The organism is Paenibacillus chungangensis (assembly GCF_042675905.1).
Lineage (GTDB): Bacteria > Bacillota > Bacilli > Paenibacillales > Paenibacillaceae > Pristimantibacillus > Pristimantibacillus chungangensis.
The window spans coordinates 106,950-122,736 of record NZ_JBHTJZ010000024.1 but is presented as its reverse complement, the minus strand read 5'-3'; the positions used below and the strand labels follow the sequence as shown (position 1 = coordinate 122,736).

The 15,787-nt window shown below is 51.9% G+C and carries 16 protein-coding genes; 4 read left to right on the top strand and 12 right to left on the bottom strand.

Annotated features, from left to right (window positions below):
* Positions 1 to 91: 91 nt before the first annotated feature.
* A complete protein-coding gene (locus tag ACFQ2I_RS15495) occupies positions 92 to 961 on the bottom strand; it encodes an AraC family transcriptional regulator (protein ID WP_377565588.1) in 870 nt (289 codons plus the stop codon).
* A gap of 141 nt (positions 962 to 1,102) precedes the next feature.
* Here ACFQ2I_RS15495 and ACFQ2I_RS15490 point away from each other — a divergent pair, with 141 nt between their 5' ends.
* Entirely contained in the window at positions 1,103 to 2,569 is a 1,467-nt protein-coding gene (locus tag ACFQ2I_RS15490) for a HEAT repeat domain-containing protein (RefSeq protein ID WP_377565585.1), read from the top strand.
* Positions 2,570 to 2,659: 90 nt separating this feature from the next.
* Here ACFQ2I_RS15490 and ACFQ2I_RS15485 read toward each other — a convergent pair whose 3' ends face one another.
* The 4 genes from ACFQ2I_RS15485 to ACFQ2I_RS15470 all read right to left on the bottom strand — a co-directional run bounded on the left by ACFQ2I_RS15485 (position 2,660) and on the right by ACFQ2I_RS15470 (position 6,229).
* Entirely contained in the window at positions 2,660 to 3,757 is a 1,098-nt protein-coding gene (locus tag ACFQ2I_RS15485) for a mandelate racemase/muconate lactonizing enzyme family protein (protein ID WP_377565583.1), read from the bottom strand.
* 41 nt (positions 3,758 to 3,798) lie between these two features.
* Positions 3,799 to 4,560, bottom strand: coding sequence for an SDR family NAD(P)-dependent oxidoreductase (locus ACFQ2I_RS15480; RefSeq protein ID WP_377565581.1), 762 nt, complete (start codon positions 4,558 to 4,560; stop codon positions 3,799 to 3,801).
* A gap of 55 nt (positions 4,561 to 4,615) precedes the next feature.
* Positions 4,616 to 5,281 (bottom strand): GntR family transcriptional regulator, encoded by a 666-nt coding sequence (locus tag ACFQ2I_RS15475; RefSeq protein ID WP_377565579.1) that lies wholly within the window; start codon positions 5,279 to 5,281, stop codon positions 4,616 to 4,618.
* 171 nt (positions 5,282 to 5,452) lie between these two features.
* Positions 5,453 to 6,229, bottom strand: coding sequence for a phytanoyl-CoA dioxygenase family protein (locus ACFQ2I_RS15470; RefSeq protein WP_377565576.1), 777 nt, complete (start codon positions 6,227 to 6,229; stop codon positions 5,453 to 5,455).
* A gap of 151 nt (positions 6,230 to 6,380) precedes the next feature.
* On the opposite strand from ACFQ2I_RS15470, the gene ACFQ2I_RS15465 reads away from it, so the two are divergent.
* The gene (locus tag ACFQ2I_RS15465; RefSeq protein WP_377565574.1) at positions 6,381 to 7,259 is read left to right on the top strand and encodes a helix-turn-helix domain-containing protein; all 879 of its coding nucleotides are present in this window, start codon (positions 6,381 to 6,383) and stop codon (positions 7,257 to 7,259) included.
* A 50-nt stretch (positions 7,260 to 7,309) separates the two neighbouring features.
* Here ACFQ2I_RS15465 and ACFQ2I_RS15460 read toward each other — a convergent pair whose 3' ends face one another.
* A complete protein-coding gene (locus ACFQ2I_RS15460; RefSeq protein WP_377566018.1) occupies positions 7,310 to 8,362 on the bottom strand; it encodes an Atu2307/SP_0267 family LLM class monooxygenase in 1,053 nt (350 codons plus the stop codon).
* 260 nt (positions 8,363 to 8,622) lie between these two features.
* Between ACFQ2I_RS15460 and tlp the strand changes: the two genes are divergently transcribed.
* On the top strand, positions 8,623 to 8,838 hold the full coding sequence (gene tlp / locus ACFQ2I_RS15455) for a small acid-soluble spore protein Tlp (RefSeq protein WP_377565572.1): 216 nt from the start codon (positions 8,623 to 8,625) through the stop codon (positions 8,836 to 8,838).
* Positions 8,839 to 8,970: 132 nt separating this feature from the next.
* Here tlp and ACFQ2I_RS15450 read toward each other — a convergent pair whose 3' ends face one another.
* Entirely contained in the window at positions 8,971 to 9,531 is a 561-nt protein-coding gene (locus ACFQ2I_RS15450; RefSeq protein ID WP_377565570.1) for an NADPH-dependent FMN reductase, read from the bottom strand.
* Positions 9,532 to 9,570: 39 nt separating this feature from the next.
* Complete coding sequence (locus ACFQ2I_RS15445; RefSeq protein ID WP_377565568.1) at positions 9,571 to 10,038, bottom strand: MarR family winged helix-turn-helix transcriptional regulator; 468 nt, start codon at positions 10,036 to 10,038, stop codon at positions 9,571 to 9,573.
* A gap of 219 nt (positions 10,039 to 10,257) precedes the next feature.
* On the opposite strand from ACFQ2I_RS15445, the gene ACFQ2I_RS15440 reads away from it, so the two are divergent.
* A complete protein-coding gene (locus ACFQ2I_RS15440; protein ID WP_377565565.1) occupies positions 10,258 to 11,154 on the top strand; it encodes an AraC family transcriptional regulator in 897 nt (298 codons plus the stop codon).
* A 66-nt stretch (positions 11,155 to 11,220) separates the two neighbouring features.
* Here the strand turns inward: ACFQ2I_RS15440 and ACFQ2I_RS15435 are convergent, their stop codons facing one another.
* The 4 genes from ACFQ2I_RS15435 to ACFQ2I_RS15420 form a co-directional block, all read right to left on the bottom strand.
* Positions 11,221 to 12,069, bottom strand: coding sequence for a sugar phosphate isomerase/epimerase family protein (locus ACFQ2I_RS15435; RefSeq protein WP_377565562.1), 849 nt, complete (start codon positions 12,067 to 12,069; stop codon positions 11,221 to 11,223).
* On the bottom strand, positions 12,066 to 13,118 hold the full coding sequence (locus tag ACFQ2I_RS15430) for a Gfo/Idh/MocA family protein (protein WP_377565559.1): 1,053 nt from the start codon (positions 13,116 to 13,118) through the stop codon (positions 12,066 to 12,068). The genes ACFQ2I_RS15435 and ACFQ2I_RS15430 overlap by 4 nt, the downstream gene beginning before the upstream one ends.
* 21 nt (positions 13,119 to 13,139) lie before the next feature.
* Positions 13,140 to 14,117, bottom strand: coding sequence for a Gfo/Idh/MocA family protein (locus ACFQ2I_RS15425; RefSeq protein ID WP_377565557.1), 978 nt, complete (start codon positions 14,115 to 14,117; stop codon positions 13,140 to 13,142).
* Between the two features lie 225 nt (positions 14,118 to 14,342).
* Positions 14,343 to 15,659: an ABC transporter substrate-binding protein gene (locus tag ACFQ2I_RS15420; protein ID WP_377565554.1), complete on the bottom strand. Its 1,317-nt coding sequence runs from the start codon at positions 15,657 to 15,659 to the stop codon at positions 14,343 to 14,345.
* Positions 15,660 to 15,787 lie beyond the last annotated feature (128 nt).

Below are 15,787 nucleotides of genomic sequence, written 5' to 3'. Positions count from 1 at the left end.
GAAAATGAAGGCGAAACACTAGCAACGTAAGTAAAGGGATGAGAAGCGCACGCCCTGCAGGCTGGATATCGGGTACACAAATGGATTCATTCTACTGAAACTGTCCGGCCTTCCGGTACTCGCGGGGAGAGCAACCCGTATGTTTCTGGAACAATCGAGAGAAATAATGAACGGAACTGAAATGATATTTGGCGGCAATTTCCGTAATACTTAGACGCGTATGAAGCAGGTCGTTCATCGCCCGTCCGATCATATATCTGTTCATATATTGTGTCGGAGCGTATCCCGTCGTTTTTTTGAACGTATCAAAAAAATGCCCGCGACTCATCAGGAGACTCTCATAATAATGCTCTAGCGGCTTTAAAGTACCGCCCAACAAGTCTGTCTCCATACATTCAATGATGCGAATTATTCTAGGATCCGGGATATGGGCATCCCTCAGCATGTACGTCAGGAAGTATTCAATAAAGGTTTGGAAATTTCGCTGGATGGTCAAATTCCGCATAAAGGTCCGTTCATTCGTATATTCCCCAGATTTGTAGAAGCCTTGGAACAGATCGATCCATGGGCGGAGTGTAGTTACTTGCACCACCTCACTGATGGGATAAGGCAATTGGGGTCCGACATAATCGCTCTGCAAGCTGTCCGGCTGGTAGCAGATCGGAGAAGCCCAATGCGACAATTCCCTTCTGTCTATGAAGTGCCAATCAAAATAACAGCAAATATGAACCATGGGATCGCGGTCGTCGGCCAGCCAATCATGAAGCTGACCTGCCGGGATGTGGACGAGAGAGCCTGGCCCCGTCTCATAGCTGCGCCCCCGGGTGCGCAGAATGCCGTGTCCCTCGCTAATCAGATAGATGGAACTGGCATAACAAATCCGCGAAGTGCTTTCCTGACCTTTGGCGAAAGGATAGCGCGTCGCGTAATACACATAAGGATTGAATGCTGATAAATCCATTTCACATCCCTCTCAGACGAAACAATCGAAGACAATTCACCCGACGATCGTGCAAATTACAGACCATCTGCTAAATACCTCGAAAGATCACTAAGCTATGATGATTACATCAACTTCAACTTTATACGAGGAGTGATCACCATGCAAGAAGCTTCGTATTTACTAACAGACGAACAAATGGCACAGTTTATTACGCAAGGGTATCTAGTGCTCCGGAACGACCTTCCCGATCAGCTTCACGAGAAGGTGATGAATCAAATTCATTTCTCCTTAATGGAAGAAGGCAATCCTGGCAACAACATTTTGCCGAGAGTTCCAGACATCCAAAAATTTTTTGAAACGCCGATTGTCAAAGGAGCTTTAACGAGCATTCTCGGACCGGAATATTACCTGCACCCTCACCGGCATTGCCATTACAATCAGCCGCATAATCAAAAACCTGGAGGCGGAGAATGGCATAAGGACGGCTACTGGAGCGCCATGAGAAGCCATCGTCCTTGGTGGGCGATGATCTTCTACTACACACAGCCGGTTACCGAGCAGCTTGGTCCGACGGCGATCATGCCCGGCTCTCAGTACAAGGAGAAATTTCCCGGTCACGACAAGCCCTTTACACTTCCAACGGGGCCTGCCGGCACGATGGTACTCGTTCATTTCGACCTTTGGCATAAAGCTTCGCTCAATACATCTTCGATGGATCGCTATATGCTGAAATTCCAATTCGCCAGATTGAGACCGCCTGCTTCTCCGAGCTGGAACAATCAAGTCAAGGAATTCCCATGTCCCGCCGGCAACCATGATTATCCATTCCACCGTGTCTGGTCGGATGTGTGGCATTGGCTTCGTGGTGCGAAGACGATTGCCGTAAGTCAAGATGACGGAGATGCGGCTCAACTGGCAACCCTTCTGGGAGAAGCTTCGGAAGACGACGCTCTCGATGCCGCCTATCGTCTTGCGGGAATGGGAGAAGCGGGCATTCAGGCGCTGCTTCATGTTCTGCAGAACGGGACGAACGTATCCGCGATGCGAGCTGCCTACGCTTTGCCTGCAGCAGGTACCGCCGCAATCGACGGATTGATTGCATTGCTGGGCCATCCCGAAGAGAGAAAGCGCGCCTTTGCATGCTTTGCGCTTGGCATGATCGGCGCTCCTGGCGATGGTACGGAACAAACGCTGATTCACGCTCTCTCCGATGACAGCGTGTGGGTGAGGCGGAATGCAGCGGAAGCGCTCGGCATGCTGGCTTCGCCATCGGCTCAGGCAGTCGAAGCGCTTGCCCGAATCCTTCAGGAATCGGTTAGACAGGAGTCAGTGGACCAATCCGATAAGGCGGCTGCAAAAAAAGATCACATCATCAACCAAGATTACATTCAAAATAAAATCGGGTATACAGCGGCACTTTCGCTGCTTCGCATCGGGAAATACGGGAAAGCAGACGAAGTTGTAAAAGCATTGGAACCGGCACTAAGCAGTTCCGACCGTTATGTCCGCGCCTATGCTTTCGAAGCCTTGTCCTACCTGCGGTCCGCAGAGGCGGTCGACGTCTTGCTCCGGTACCACAGGACAGCACGCTGGTGTCCCGATACGCATAAAGCCTCTTCGTTCTAAACCTCTTAATTGCGCCGAGAGTCTTCGCCAAGTTGGCGAAGACTCTCGGCGCTTCGAATGATAGCTGCTGACTTCGTTACGAGCAGATCATTATCGTATGCGGTATTCGTTGAACTTCTCGGGAATGATCTCCGTCGATGCGCCGGGCATTTCCGGAAGGACGTAATGACCATCCTTCACAGTAGCCGGCTCCACGAAGATGTGTCTGATCCACGGGATATATTCCAGCATGAAGGCGCCTTGCGTCGATGCGACCAGATGCTGGTGAATTTGTCCCATGTCGCCCACATGCGGACAGATCGGCACGTCGTAAGACGCTGCAAGCCCGGCAACTTGAAGCCACTCCGTAATGCCGGCGACGCGAGTCACGTCGACTTGGCAATACTCGATCGCGCCTTGATGAATATAATCCCTGAACGCATATTTGTTATACACATGCTCCCCTAACGCGATGGGAACGTTCAACTCATCCGCCAGCTTCTTATGACCCATAATATCGTCCGGATTGAGCGGTTCCTCCAGCCAGAACAGATCGAACTCCTCCAGCTTCTTGCCCCAGGTCATCGCGGTATTAATATTCCATTGCTGATTGACGTCGATCATGAAGATCACTTCGTCACCGATCGCCTGGCGAACCGCCTTGCAGCGGTCATAGTCCTCGCGCGGGTCGGATTTGCCGACTTTAATCTTAACGCCCGTAAATCCTTGTTCGACGATTTCCGTTACGTCCTTGATCAACCGCTCCTTGCTCCAATTCAACCATCCGCCATTCGTATTGTAGGCCTTGATCCCCTTCGACTTCGCCCCCCCGAGGTATTGCCACAATGGCTTGTTAGACGCTTTCGCCATAATGTCCCACAATGCGATGTCGACCGCCGCCAGCGCCATATGCGTGACGCCCGCTCTGCCGATCCAGTGCATTTTTCCGTAGCGCATGTCGTTCCACAGCTCCTTGACCATGAAGGGATCCTTCCCGATCAATAATGGAGCGTAGTATTTCTCGATTGTGTCGACAATCATATCGTCGCCTTCCGCGCAGGTGCCCGTGTAGCCATAGCCTATGAAGCCTTCATCTGTGTAAATGCGCACCCCTGCAAGCCCCCAGTGGGTGGCTGCGTTAATGGCATCCGTAATCGCCGGCTTGATCGGGACATGCAGGACAAACGTTTCAACCTTCGTTATCTTCATGAATTTCAGCTCCTTAAAATGATTTGGAATAGTTAATAGAGTTAATAGCCAAGCGAGGCTCCCCCATCGACCGGCAATGCCACGCCAGTGATGAATCCGGATGTATGTCCCGCCAGGAACAAAACCGCTTGGGCCACCTCCTCGGCCGTAGCCGGCCGGCCCAAAGCATGCATGTCATTCAGTTGCTGTACCGCCGCAGCCGAATCTTCCTGTTCTCCTATCCATTGTTGCAATAGAGGTGTGCTGACTCCCGCGGGACAGATGCAATTGACGCGAACGCCGTATGGCGCGTAATCCAACGCAAGCGACTTGGTCAAGGCGACGATGCCGCCTTTGGCTGCCGCATAGACAGGATTCATTTTTTGCCCGACAAGACCGTTAAGCGAGGCCATATTGACAATTGTCCCCTGCGACAGCTTCAATTCCAGAATGGCATGTTTGACCATGAGGAACACGCTTTTCAAGTTGACATCCATCATGCGATCCCATTCATCTTCTTGAAACGCTTCCAAAAATTTCGGCATAATCGCTGCCGCATTGTTAACGACAATATCAATTCCCGTGAATCGCGCCACTGTCTCCTGGATAACGCCTCGAACATCCTCCTCCTTGGATACATCGGCCGTCATGGCAACAACACTTGCGCCCCCCGATTGCAAGCATGCCGCCAGCTTCGAAGATGCTTCTTCATTCACGTCCGCAATGACGACATTCGCACCTTGTGTGGCCAGTTCACGGACAATAGCTTCGCCGATGCCTGATCCGCCGCCTGTCACGATAGCTGTCTTACCGGTAAAACTCATATTCTTCACCTCTCCCCTGTTATCATATATCGTGTATGATTTAACTCAAAAAAAATTAGTGGAACAATTTCTTTGTTCTTTCCAATGAGTTGTCCAGGTGTGTTTTCAAAGCCCGTTCAGCCGAATTCGTATCGCGAGATGCCAGAAAGCGGACAATGGCCAGATGTTCCTCCCGCTCTTCGTGGACAATGTCATCATTGACATTTTTTCTGGATAAGGTCAAATAGCGCTGGATCTTCTCGATGTAGCTGCGAATCATGTGCTCAAGCAAATGATTGCCGCAATAGTCCAATACTAATCCATGCACACCATCGTTCATCTCAGAAATCGTTCGTAGTCCCGCCTCATCCTCCTCGTGACTTCTGTCTCCTCGCTCCAGGATGCCGTGCTCCAGCTGATGGAGTCGCTCTGCCGGAATTCGGGGGGCTGCTTTGCGTAGAGCCAAACTTTCCAGCTCCCTGCGGATTTCGAACATTTCCTCCAATTCCTGTAGCGACAGCTTGGCAACAAACATTCCCTTAAAGGGAATCGTCTCGACAAGTCCTTCCGCAGCCAATCTGGACAACGATTCGCGAATCGGGATATTGCTGATTTCCAGATCACGTGCCAATCGGTCGATATTAATTTTATCGCCGGGCGAAATTTCATGGCTCAATATTTTCTCTTTAATCACCGTGTAAATTTCGCCAGCCAACACGTAACGGCTCAAGCCCTTGCTCATAGTAGCACCACTTCCACTATCATATATCGTACACGATTAATACTATCACTTTATCCGCAAATCAACAATATGATTTTGTTGTCTATGTCATCAAGCAATACAACTGCACATGGCCGGGGAACAGCAAAGTCCTTGTCACAGACTCACTGCTCCCCCAGCCTAGCCAAACAGCTACTCTTTCAACGCGAAGTTCGGATGATATTCCTTGTAGACCGGATTCTCTCCGCACACCATCAAGCCTTGCCCCCAGTTAATATGCACCTGCTCTGTCGGCGGATCCATGGGATCGCGATACTGGAACAAGACGTTGCGGCGAGGACGGTCGCTCTTATTCACATCAGAGCCGTGAATCGTCAAATAATTGAAGAACAACACGTCGCCCGCATTCGCTGGACAAGGCGTGCCCATGGAGATCGGGTACTCCTTATGATTCAGATAGAACTTGCCTACGTGCGGAAGCTCGCCTTGCTTGTGCGATCCAGGAACGACGGACAAGCAGCCGTTCTCGAGATCGGCGTCGTCCAAATGTACGCTGCCTGCCAGCATGGTATGGTTCGCGTGAGGAAAATATGGCGCATCCTGATGCATCGGGAAGGCGGCTCCCTTCTCCGGCGGCTTCACCAGCATTTTGCTATGATGAAGTTGCACGTTCGGGCCGATCAACTGCGATAGCACCGCTGCCATTCGCGGATGGACAGCTGCTCTCGTGAAGGCGGCATGCTGGTAATGCACATCGTGGAAGCCCTTCAGCACCAGCTTCTTCAGTTCCTCAGGCGGAATGAAATCGTTGGACCAAGCCGCATTGCGATCCAGCTTCGCATCCGCTGCTTTGCGGATAATGCCGTCAATCGCCTCTCTCATTTCCTCAACTTCGCTTTTATTGAACACTTCTCTGACGAGCAGGTATCCATTTTCTTTGTAAAATTGTACATCTTCTGCAGTAATCATATTTTTTCCTCCCTTAATGAGCTACAATAGAAATAGATGTGATCATAGTCACATCTTACTTTGATAAGCATCGCTTGTATTTATTCTTACAAGTCTTTTTTTTGCAATATTACGCCATGGATATAGATTGATGATCAGGCAGGTGAATGGAATGGATTATCGCGCTGCAGAACAATTCCTGAACAGCTTCATCATGCACTGCGCCACGGAGGGACTGCGATTTCACATCCATTATTGGGGGGTTATGGAGAAGCATTATGATAATCTCGTTCACAAGCACTCCTTCTACGAGATATGCTATGTCCTTCGCGGCAGCGGGGAATATGAGGAAGATGGAAAGGCGAACAAGCTTGTAGACGGCACCCTGTTCCTATCCCGACCGGGCATTGCCCACCAGATTAGGAGCAGTGATGGAATGGCGATGATGTATGTCGCTTTCGAACTGAATGAAGCAACGAGCGAACGTGATTCCTATGATGTCTACTCAGAACGGCTTCTACGCGCTGAGCGAATCGTCCGTTATAACGTCGAAGAATTGCCATCGGCTCTCTACTGGAGAGCGCTGGCTGCGCAAGCTTCCCTTCAGCCGGTGAATAACGTCGAATGGATCAGGCAATCTTGTGGTGTGCTGCTGACATCGCTGGCAGACGTATTCTCTTCCGGAGCCGAGGGGAACATGAGGGATTGGCATCCCTCTTCCAGCCTGGCCATCCGAATCGTTATTCAAGCCAAGCATTTTATAAGAGACAATATTGCATCACCGCTGAGCTTGCAGGACGTGGCGCAATATTTGCACCTATCCGAGAGGCATCTGTCACGCTTGTTCAAGCAGCATTCGGAGCACACCTTTAGCGGATTCGTGAAGCAGGAGCGCATTCGAGCGGCTTCGGAGCTGCTAGTCGCCACCTCGATGTCTATTAAAGATATAGCGGAAGCGACTGGCTTCCAGTCGGTACACTACTTTACGAAAGTGTTCTCCGAAGAGAAAGGGCGTCCTCCCGGGCTGTACCGCAAGGAGCCACACCCCTGAAGCTTCCCAGCCCCTATCTCTTGGCGTTCGGAGTATTCAGTTCCGATTAATTATTCGCTTCCCTCGATCCTGGCCAACTCTCTGTGCACGATAGGGGCCACCTTCGTGCCCAGCAATTCTATCGCCCGGAGCACCTCGCGGTGCGGCATCGTGCCGACATTGACATGAAGGAAGAAGCGGGTGACGCCCAAATTTTTGCGCAGCAGCACAATCTTCTCCGCCACATATTCCGGATCTCCTACATATAGCGCCCCTCGCAAGCTGCGCGCCGCATCGTAGGTATCCCGATCATACGGCTGTCCCCAGCCTCGTTCGCGTCCGATCACGTTCATCTGCGCTTGCGTCGGGAGGAAAAACGCTTCCGCAGCCGCTTCCGTCGTATCTGCCACGAATCCGTGGGAGTGGGTCGCAATATGCAGCTTGTTCACATCATGACCCGCCTTGGCAGCGGCTCTCTTATAGAGCTCCACAAGCGGCGCGAAGCGTTCAGGCATACCGCCTATAATGGCGAATGCGATCGGCAACCCCAGCATGCCCGCTCTGGCCGCAGACTCCGGATTGCCGCCGCTGGCGATCCATACAGGAAGCGGATGCTGCACCGCCCGCGGATACACGCCCAGATTGTGAATGGCGGGACGATGGCCGCCCCGCCAAGTGACCTTCTCCGAAGCCCGCACCTTCAGCAGCAGCTCCAGCTTCTCCTCGAACAATGCGTCGTAATGCTCCAGATCGTATCCGAATAACGGGAACGATTCGATGAATGAGCCGCGTCCCGCCATGATTTCCGCACGCCCGTTCGATATGCCGTCCAACGTGGCGAACTCCTGATATACGCGGACAGGATCGTCAGAGGATAGTACGGTAACCGCGCTCGTTAATCGGATACGTTCCGTCATGGATGCGGCAGCTGCCAGCACGACAGCCGGCGCCGACCCGGCATAATCCGATCGGTGATGCTCGCCGATGCCATAGACATCCAGTCCCGCCTGATCCGCCACCACAATTTCCTCTACCGCATGCCTTAGCCGTTCTGCATGATTAACTCGCTCCCCCGTTACGGGATGGGGCGTGGCCTCCAGAAATGTGCTAATGCCAATTTCCATCTTTTTCACTTCCGCCTGCTTTAACTCGGCCTGCTTTACGTTTGCGGCTCTTTCATTCGACTCCATCTTGCCTCCACCTCTCCGTTAAGCTGTTTTCTGTATTTTACTATTCTTTTTATCGTTTCTCAACATAAGTTAGCCCACTATCCATACCTCTACCATTCAACTCATCCGCAACACTTCCTCTGCAAAGATGTATAGCGTACCTCTCACTTGGCAATTATAAGGTAGGATTTCGCATCGGAGGGGAGGGAACACATATGGCAAAACCGGATAATCGCGCAGACAATGCCGAGCATCTTGAGCAGCACATTCAGAATACGAAGGCGAACATGCAGGAAGCGAATGACTATCTCGCCGAGCATGCGGAAGAAATCTCCGCTGTCGACAAAAACAACATCGAAGAGAAAAATGAGCGCCGTCAAAACAGCATTGCGGCATTCCAATCAGAAGTGCAAGACGAGCAAGGTCAATAAAGCAGGCATCAAAAAATCCCTATATCCAGAGCGTGAAGCTCTGGCATATAGGGATTCTTATTTGACTATCAGCACTAGATTTGAAGCTGATCAGCGCCCCCAACATACGGCTACCCATCAGATTCCTTCCTTTTATACGTTGGAGAAGCCCTTCTGATGGTTGTGGTACCATGTCATAAAATTATGCACCACTTGGTCCAGGAAGGCTGCAGTCGGTTCATGGATCAGATCGCCGTCAGCGTTGAACTTCTCATGCACCGCTCCGACATAGACCTCATTGCCGGGCAACAACGGAGAGGACAATCCGGGCGCGAACAAGATATCGCGAAGATGAGCTTGCGCCTTCACCGTGCCAAGCAGTCCCATGGAAGCGCCCATTATCCAGGACGGCTTGCCGACCATGACGCGCTCTCCTCTGGACAGCCAATCAATCGCATTTTTCAATACGCCGGGAATGGTCGCATTATATTCAGGCGTTACCCATAGCACCGCATCAGCCTTCTTGACCCGCTCCGCCAGCGCTGCCGCCCCTGCGGGAGGCTCATTCTCAATATCTTGATTATAAAAAGGCACTTCGTTCAAAGTGACGATCTCAATCTCCAATCGATCGGCATAACGTTTCTGCACAAATTGAGCCAGTTTCAAATTGTAAGAGTCTTTGCGATTGCTTCCAATAATTGCAGCGATTTTCATTGTTTCTCCTCCGTCTTCCCTTGTAATTTTGCGCCGTAATCAACCTTCTGGCGCGTCTAGATGATTCATCGAGCGCTGTTCGTCCCTCACATTGTCGCGAAGCTTGAGCAGCAATCTTGCAAGTTCCGCGCATTCAGCCTCCGAGAAGCCTCTTAGCATGATGGCTCTGGTCGACTTATCGACCTCATCAACATGATCCTGAAGCAACATGCCTTTCTCTGTCAGAAATACCTTCATCGCACGTCGATCATCGCCGCAGCATTGTCTTGTGATGAATCCTTTCGTCTCAAGACTTCCCAGCATTCTGGTCAAGCTAGACTTGTCCTTGCTTAGCGCCTCCGCAATCTCGTTCTGCATCAGTCCTTGCCGCTTGAGCAACAATGCGATAATGAGATGCTGTTCCGGAGTCAGTTGCACAGAACTGAGCCTTTCTTTCATATATTGAACGATTTCCAGGTCGATCATATGAATAAGGACCCCTATGTGATCGGACAATGGATGCTTCATCTATTCATCTCCATTAGTTGATAGATCAACTACTTGGTAAGTGTCGCAAATTTTGCGATGAATGTCAACCGGTTTAGAACAGCAGTAACTTTTCTGTTTATAAATTGTAGTCATCATACTATAATTAAATCGATAATCGGCTGGAATATCGATCGAAGACGATTACCTTTCCTCAAAACATGATGTGACTTGTGCGAAGTGAAAGGAGTGTGCAAAACGATGCAGCATCGCAGACTGAAGTTAAGCCGAATAATCAACGTGAATAGCGTGATTAGTTTTAGATACACGGAGTTTCCTCGAAGCTTCAAGGCACAGGACTGCTACGACTTTTGGCAGATGTTCTATGTGGACAAGGGAGTATGGGAGTTTTGCGCCGAACCGAATACGTTTGCCATGGAGCAAGGAGATTGCCTATTGGTCCCGCCTGGCGTCATTCGCCGCAGTCAGACGAAGCAGGTTACACCTCCCAATGTCTTAATCCTTTCCTTTGAATGCCGATCTGCCACTATGAAGCGCCTCTCTCGCCGCATATTCCGACTCAATGACCAAGAACGCCATATTCTGTCGATGTTGATTCGAGAAGGCAACAATGCGTTTCTTCCACCACCGCTCAACCCTACCTCTAGCAAAGAACCGCTTAGCCTTAACGAACAAGCTCTCTTGGGAAGCCATCAATTGGTCAGAAACTACATCGAAGTGCTGCTGGTCTCTCTCCTGCGCCGCATCGAATTGGACAGGACTACACCGAATTTGCCGACAGTGTCGCAAGAGAATCGGGAGAAATCCGCCATCGACAAGCTTCTCCAGTACATCGAGGAGAACTTAGGAGACGATCTATCCCTGCCTTCGCTCTGCCGCAAGTTCGCCATTAGCAGGACACACTTGTACAATGCATTCAAAAAAAGATTCGGCTGCGGCATCTCTGAATATGTGCGCAGGGCCCGATTCGAGCAAGCCAAACTCTTCATTCGCGAAGAGACCAGCAGTATGACTGAGATTGCCGAGCGGCTCGGGTACAGCAGCATTCACTACTTCTCCAGGGACTTCAAGAAAATGATCGGCATGACTCCAACCGAGTACGCCAAAAGCATTCAGGCAAAGGTCTCACGGACATAAAAGCTGCTTCATCCCTCGAGCTGAAGGAGAAGCAGCTAATTCGTCCATTCTCAAAATACATGTCTTCTAATCTGCGGCAATGCCTGTGCTGGACAACAGCTTTATCAGCTCGGTCCGCGCTTCCGCAAGGCGACGGTCAATCTCATCAGCATCCAACGAAGAGTCCGTACCGTCAATACGTTCGACTACCACCTGCCCGGCGAATCCGGTTGCATGAAGAGTTCGGAATATTGCGTCAAAATCAACTTCGCCCTTACCCGGTATAGGGAAATCCGCATGAGCGCGTGCCCCGCGATGGTCTTTGGCAATGAGCGATACCGTCTGCTCCGCAATGCTCGCCAAGTCAGCAGCGGGATCTACCCCTTCATAGTAACGAACATTTCCTGGATCATAGGAGGCTTTCACGGCAGGAGATCCAATTGCCGCTAGCGTCTCTCTCAGGATGGCGGCTGTAGCTGTATTCCCAGTATGCGGCTTCAACGTTACCGTTACGCCGGCGCGTTCCGCTTCGGCAGACACGAGCCGCAGCTGCGTAGTGAACGCATCGTCGGCCGCCGCTTGCTCATCGGCATCGAGCGGTTCATCCGGGAATCGCCGATATCCCCATGTGCCAAGGCTGATGATCTCCTCGGCGCCCACCCGCCTTGCAAAAGCAAACAATCGGGCCGCATGTTCCACCGGCTGTCCCGGGGCAATCCATGACGTGCCGATCAGCATGGACGCTGTCAGCCCATATCGATCCAGAAGCTGGACAATCGTCGCCGCTTCGGCCTCATCTGCGCTCTCCGGCACTTGCTTGCCTTCATGCGGCAATCCGAAGGCCACGTAGCGATAACCGGCGGCCGCTATCCCTTGCAGCGCTCGTTCGAACGAGCAGTTCGTATACGGCCAAGTCATGCAAGCAAGCTTGATCATGCGTTGCGCCCTCCGCTCGCCACTTCGCGTCTGCCTGCAACTGGTCCATAATCGACTGCCACTTCACGTCGTTCCCGCAGTGAACGAATCGCGGCTTCCGATACGGCAATCGCACGCCATCCGTCCTCCAGCGAGACGAGCGGCTGCACATTGTCACGAATACACGATACGAAATGCCCGTTCAACTTCTCCCACATATCGTTCTCCGCGAACTTAATCCGCTCTTCCGGCCCGCTATCTTCCTTCAGAGACAGCTCCCCGTTCGTATTGACGATCGTCAGACGATCCGTGGCGACGCCCGTCGCATCATTCTCAACACGGGTCACCCATGGCGTGCTTACGTGGGCGATGGCGCCGCTCGCATAACGAACGGCCAATGTGAAAGCATCAGTGACCCCGCCTGCCGCAGGACTGCTCGCGCCATATGCGAAGACGCTTTCAATATCACCGCCGTACCAATGCAGCAGGTCGTAATCGTGAGAAGCATGCGAATAGATGGGGCCTGCCTTGTCGCTGCCGTCAAAATACCAATCTGGCGTATCGTAGTAATGATCGCGGTACTTGTCATACACCTTCGTCGTCGGCACCAGAAAGTGAGTCCGCATCGACCATGCCTGCAGCACGTTGCCCGCATCGGGCCGCGATAAGATTTCCTTCATCTTGCGATATCCCGGCGCGAAGCGCAGCGGGTAACCTGTCATTGCCTTCAGTTCGGGCCGCTTGGCGCTGGCTGCAACGATGGAGGCGGCATCCTCCGGCGATGTCGCAATTACTTTCTCCAGAAATAAATGCTTGCCTGCCTCCAATGCGGCAATGGCAATCTCCGCATGCAAATGATCCGGGGTCGCCACCCATACAGCGTCCACATCCGACTCAAGCAGTCGTTCGTAGCTGTCGTACACGCTGCCCCCCACTTCCGCGCTTAATTGTTCCGCTTTCTCGCGCGAACGATTGTACAGCGCAGCAATCTGCACATCCGGCATCTGCCGTAATGTGCGCGCGTGCAGACTTCCCATCAGCCCGCAACCAATCATGCCAACTTTAAGCATATGAGCTCCTCCTTCTCTCCGTTAGTTGTCCGCCACGGCATACGCAGCCCATATCGCCCGATGCGATCGCAGCGCGTCCCGTCCGTTCGTCTGCGGCAAGCGGTCTTCGGCAATGCACGACAGAAAATGCTCAATCTCATAGATGGCTGTCCTCGCCTTACTCGTATTCGCGCTCGGAGCTTCCTCGTACAAGATCTCCTTGCCCTTATCCGTAATGACTTCGATCGTACGGTAGTCTCTGGGTACCGTAATAAGCCCCTCGGTCGTATGTATCTGGAACAATGCCGGTGGAGCCGCATGCCGGAATCCCCAGCTGCAGCCGACATGGCCAAGCGTTCCGCTCTCGAACAGAATCGTGGCATGAGCAGTGCCCTCTCCTTCCATCCATTCCGTCCCTAGCCGGGTACCCAGTGATACGACCCGTTCCGGCTCGCCGAAGAACCAGAGCAGCAGATCGACGTAATGACAGCCATGGCTGAACAGCACACCGCCGCCAAGCTGGTCCCTGCGCGAGAACCAGCTTCCCGGGCTCGGCTGCAGCCTGCCTTCGACCCAGCAGTTCGCATTAATCGGCTTGCCGTATCGGCCGCTGTCCAGTACCTCCTTCAGCCGGACTAACGCCGGCAAGTAGCGAAGCACGTAAGCCACCATTAGCGTGACGTTGTTCTCTTCTGCCGCTTGAATGACCTGCAGGCATTCTTCCTCCGTATTGGCCAGCGGCTTCTCGATAAGCACATGCTTGCCCTGGGCGATGGCCTGCAGCGCCTGCGGCGCATGGAGATGATGCGGCGTACATAAGCTGATCGCATCGACATCATGCATAATCGTCGTCCAATCTGTTGCATACTTGCAGCCGAGCTCTTCGGCAACCGACTTCGCCCTGGCTTCGTCCAGATCGACGACCCAGCGCAAGTCTGCTTGTTCCGATTCGTAATACGCATACGCATGACTGAGCCCCATATTCAATCCGACAACTGCTGTGCGAATTTGTTTTGACATTTCGATGCCCTCCGATACTTCTTGCTTGTAGCGCGCGCTCAACTTTATCATAATGGGAACGCCCTGCAAAAGCTTTATCCTTTGGGCAGACAGTTTTGCACTTTCGCTCGGATCAAGAACTCATATTTGCAGACATCGAAGACTCTAAGAACATAAGAAAAAACCCTTCTGCCTGAAGAGTGTACTGAAACAGCACACTCTTTAGCATAAGGGTTTGATAGATCGCTACTGATTGGATTTGACTGCCTTCGCCCAGCGTCCATTCAGCTCTTCTGCAATCTTCTCGATTGCCTTGCCCGCGAACACTTCTTGCGCAGATACGCTGTGATCGAACTGCGCAGCCGCCTTCACCTTGGAGAAGCCCTCGTCGGTGCCATTATAGATGAACGTCTCGAATGGATGCAGCTCGTTCCACTTATTGAAGAACGGCAGATCAGTTGTGACATCGTTCATCGTGGATACCTGCTGCAGTGTATTGATGTAGTCCGTGTAGACATCCTGACTGAGCATCCACTCCAGAAGCAGCTTGGCTTCTTCCTGCTGTTTGGAGTCGCTGTTAATGCCGATGTTCATATCCGCCATCGTCATGGAATACAATGGATCGGATTCTGTAGCGCGGAACGGCATCGGGAATACACCCAGATCGTCATCGTTCCCGATTACTTCCATATAAGATGGGTAGTACCACTGGCCTACGGCGATCATAGCCGCCTTATTGGATTCGAATTGCTGCTTCGATTGCTCGAAGGAAATGCCCAACGCATCAGGCCCCGCATATTTGTTGTCCTTCATCTCTTTCAGCAGACCCGCAATTCGCTGGAATGTGCTTCCTTCGCCGAACGGCTCTTCCGTCTTCGCCAGATTGGCCAGATAGTCCTCGTCTCCGGACAGGACATGCGGACCGAACTCGGAGAACGGATAGAAGGTCCAAGCGTCTTTGGCGCCGAGGGATAGCGGAATATACTTGCCATCCTCTTTAATCTTCGCCATCACATCTTCGAATTCAGGCAGCGTAGTCGGAACCTCCAGACCAAGCTCCTCGAATATGCTAGGATGGTAGTAAATATACTCCGAGAAGGATACGAGCGGAAGACCCAGCACTTTGCCGTCCACTACCGTCGGATATTTATTGTTTTCTACCGCCTTTAATCCGTCCAGAGGCAGCAGCTTCTCCTTGTAGGTTTGGAAGTGGGCAGGCTTCAGGAAGAACATATCCGGCAAGTCGTGCGCCGCCAGACGTACTTTCAAATACTGGCCGCCGTTGTCCGGGATTTTCTCCAGTTCAACCGTCACATGAGAACGCTCAGCTGTATACGCTTTCAGCTTCTCTGTCCAGAAGTTAATATCTGCCGTAGATTCCCATATACCAACGGTCAACTTGACAGGCTTTTGGTCTTTGTCTTTCTCGCCATTCGCTGCTGCCCCGTTCTCCTCCTTGTTCCCTGAGGTGGAAGCATTGTTGTTGCCCCCGCAAGCCGTGAGCGCCATGACACTCATCAGCATCAGTGACAGGAGCAGGATCGTCCAATTTTTCTTTTTCATTTTGTGTGTACCCTCCGTTTTCAATAGTCGGTCTCGGTCGTATGACGTTCGTCCCTCTTATGACCTGACTCCATCTTAGACGAATTGTAAGGGGATACAAATGATGCTTTTTGATGTGAAAATGATAA

Bases quoted from the DNA above. Each gene is read 5' to 3' on its own strand.
- ACFQ2I_RS15495 (WP_377565588.1), bottom strand. From the start codon at position 961: ATGGATTTATCAGCATTCAATCCTTATGTGTATTACGCGACGCGCTAT.
- ACFQ2I_RS15490 (WP_377565585.1), top strand. From the start codon at position 1,103: ATGCAAGAAGCTTCGTATTTACTAACAGACGAACAAATGGCACAGTTT.
- ACFQ2I_RS15485 (WP_377565583.1), bottom strand. From the start codon at position 3,757: ATGAAGATAACGAAGGTTGAAACGTTTGTCCTGCATGTCCCGATCAAG.
- ACFQ2I_RS15480 (WP_377565581.1), bottom strand. From the start codon at position 4,560: ATGAGTTTTACCGGTAAGACAGCTATCGTGACAGGCGGCGGATCAGGC.
- ACFQ2I_RS15475 (WP_377565579.1), bottom strand. From the start codon at position 5,281: ATGAGCAAGGGCTTGAGCCGTTACGTGTTGGCTGGCGAAATTTACACG.
- ACFQ2I_RS15470 (WP_377565576.1), bottom strand. From the start codon at position 6,229: ATGATTACTGCAGAAGATGTACAATTTTACAAAGAAAATGGATACCTG.
- ACFQ2I_RS15465 (WP_377565574.1), top strand. From the start codon at position 6,381: ATGGATTATCGCGCTGCAGAACAATTCCTGAACAGCTTCATCATGCAC.
- ACFQ2I_RS15460 (WP_377566018.1), bottom strand. From the start codon at position 8,362: ATGGAAATTGGCATTAGCACATTTCTGGAGGCCACGCCCCATCCCGTA.
- tlp (WP_377565572.1), top strand. From the start codon at position 8,623: ATGGCAAAACCGGATAATCGCGCAGACAATGCCGAGCATCTTGAGCAG.
- ACFQ2I_RS15450 (WP_377565570.1), bottom strand. From the start codon at position 9,531: ATGAAAATCGCTGCAATTATTGGAAGCAATCGCAAAGACTCTTACAAT.
- ACFQ2I_RS15445 (WP_377565568.1), bottom strand. From the start codon at position 10,038: ATGAAGCATCCATTGTCCGATCACATAGGGGTCCTTATTCATATGATC.
- ACFQ2I_RS15440 (WP_377565565.1), top strand. From the start codon at position 10,258: ATGCAGCATCGCAGACTGAAGTTAAGCCGAATAATCAACGTGAATAGC.
- ACFQ2I_RS15435 (WP_377565562.1), bottom strand. From the start codon at position 12,069: ATGATCAAGCTTGCTTGCATGACTTGGCCGTATACGAACTGCTCGTTC.
- ACFQ2I_RS15430 (WP_377565559.1), bottom strand. From the start codon at position 13,118: ATGCTTAAAGTTGGCATGATTGGTTGCGGGCTGATGGGAAGTCTGCAC.
- ACFQ2I_RS15425 (WP_377565557.1), bottom strand. From the start codon at position 14,117: ATGTCAAAACAAATTCGCACAGCAGTTGTCGGATTGAATATGGGGCTC.
- ACFQ2I_RS15420 (WP_377565554.1), bottom strand. From the start codon at position 15,659: ATGAAAAAGAAAAATTGGACGATCCTGCTCCTGTCACTGATGCTGATG.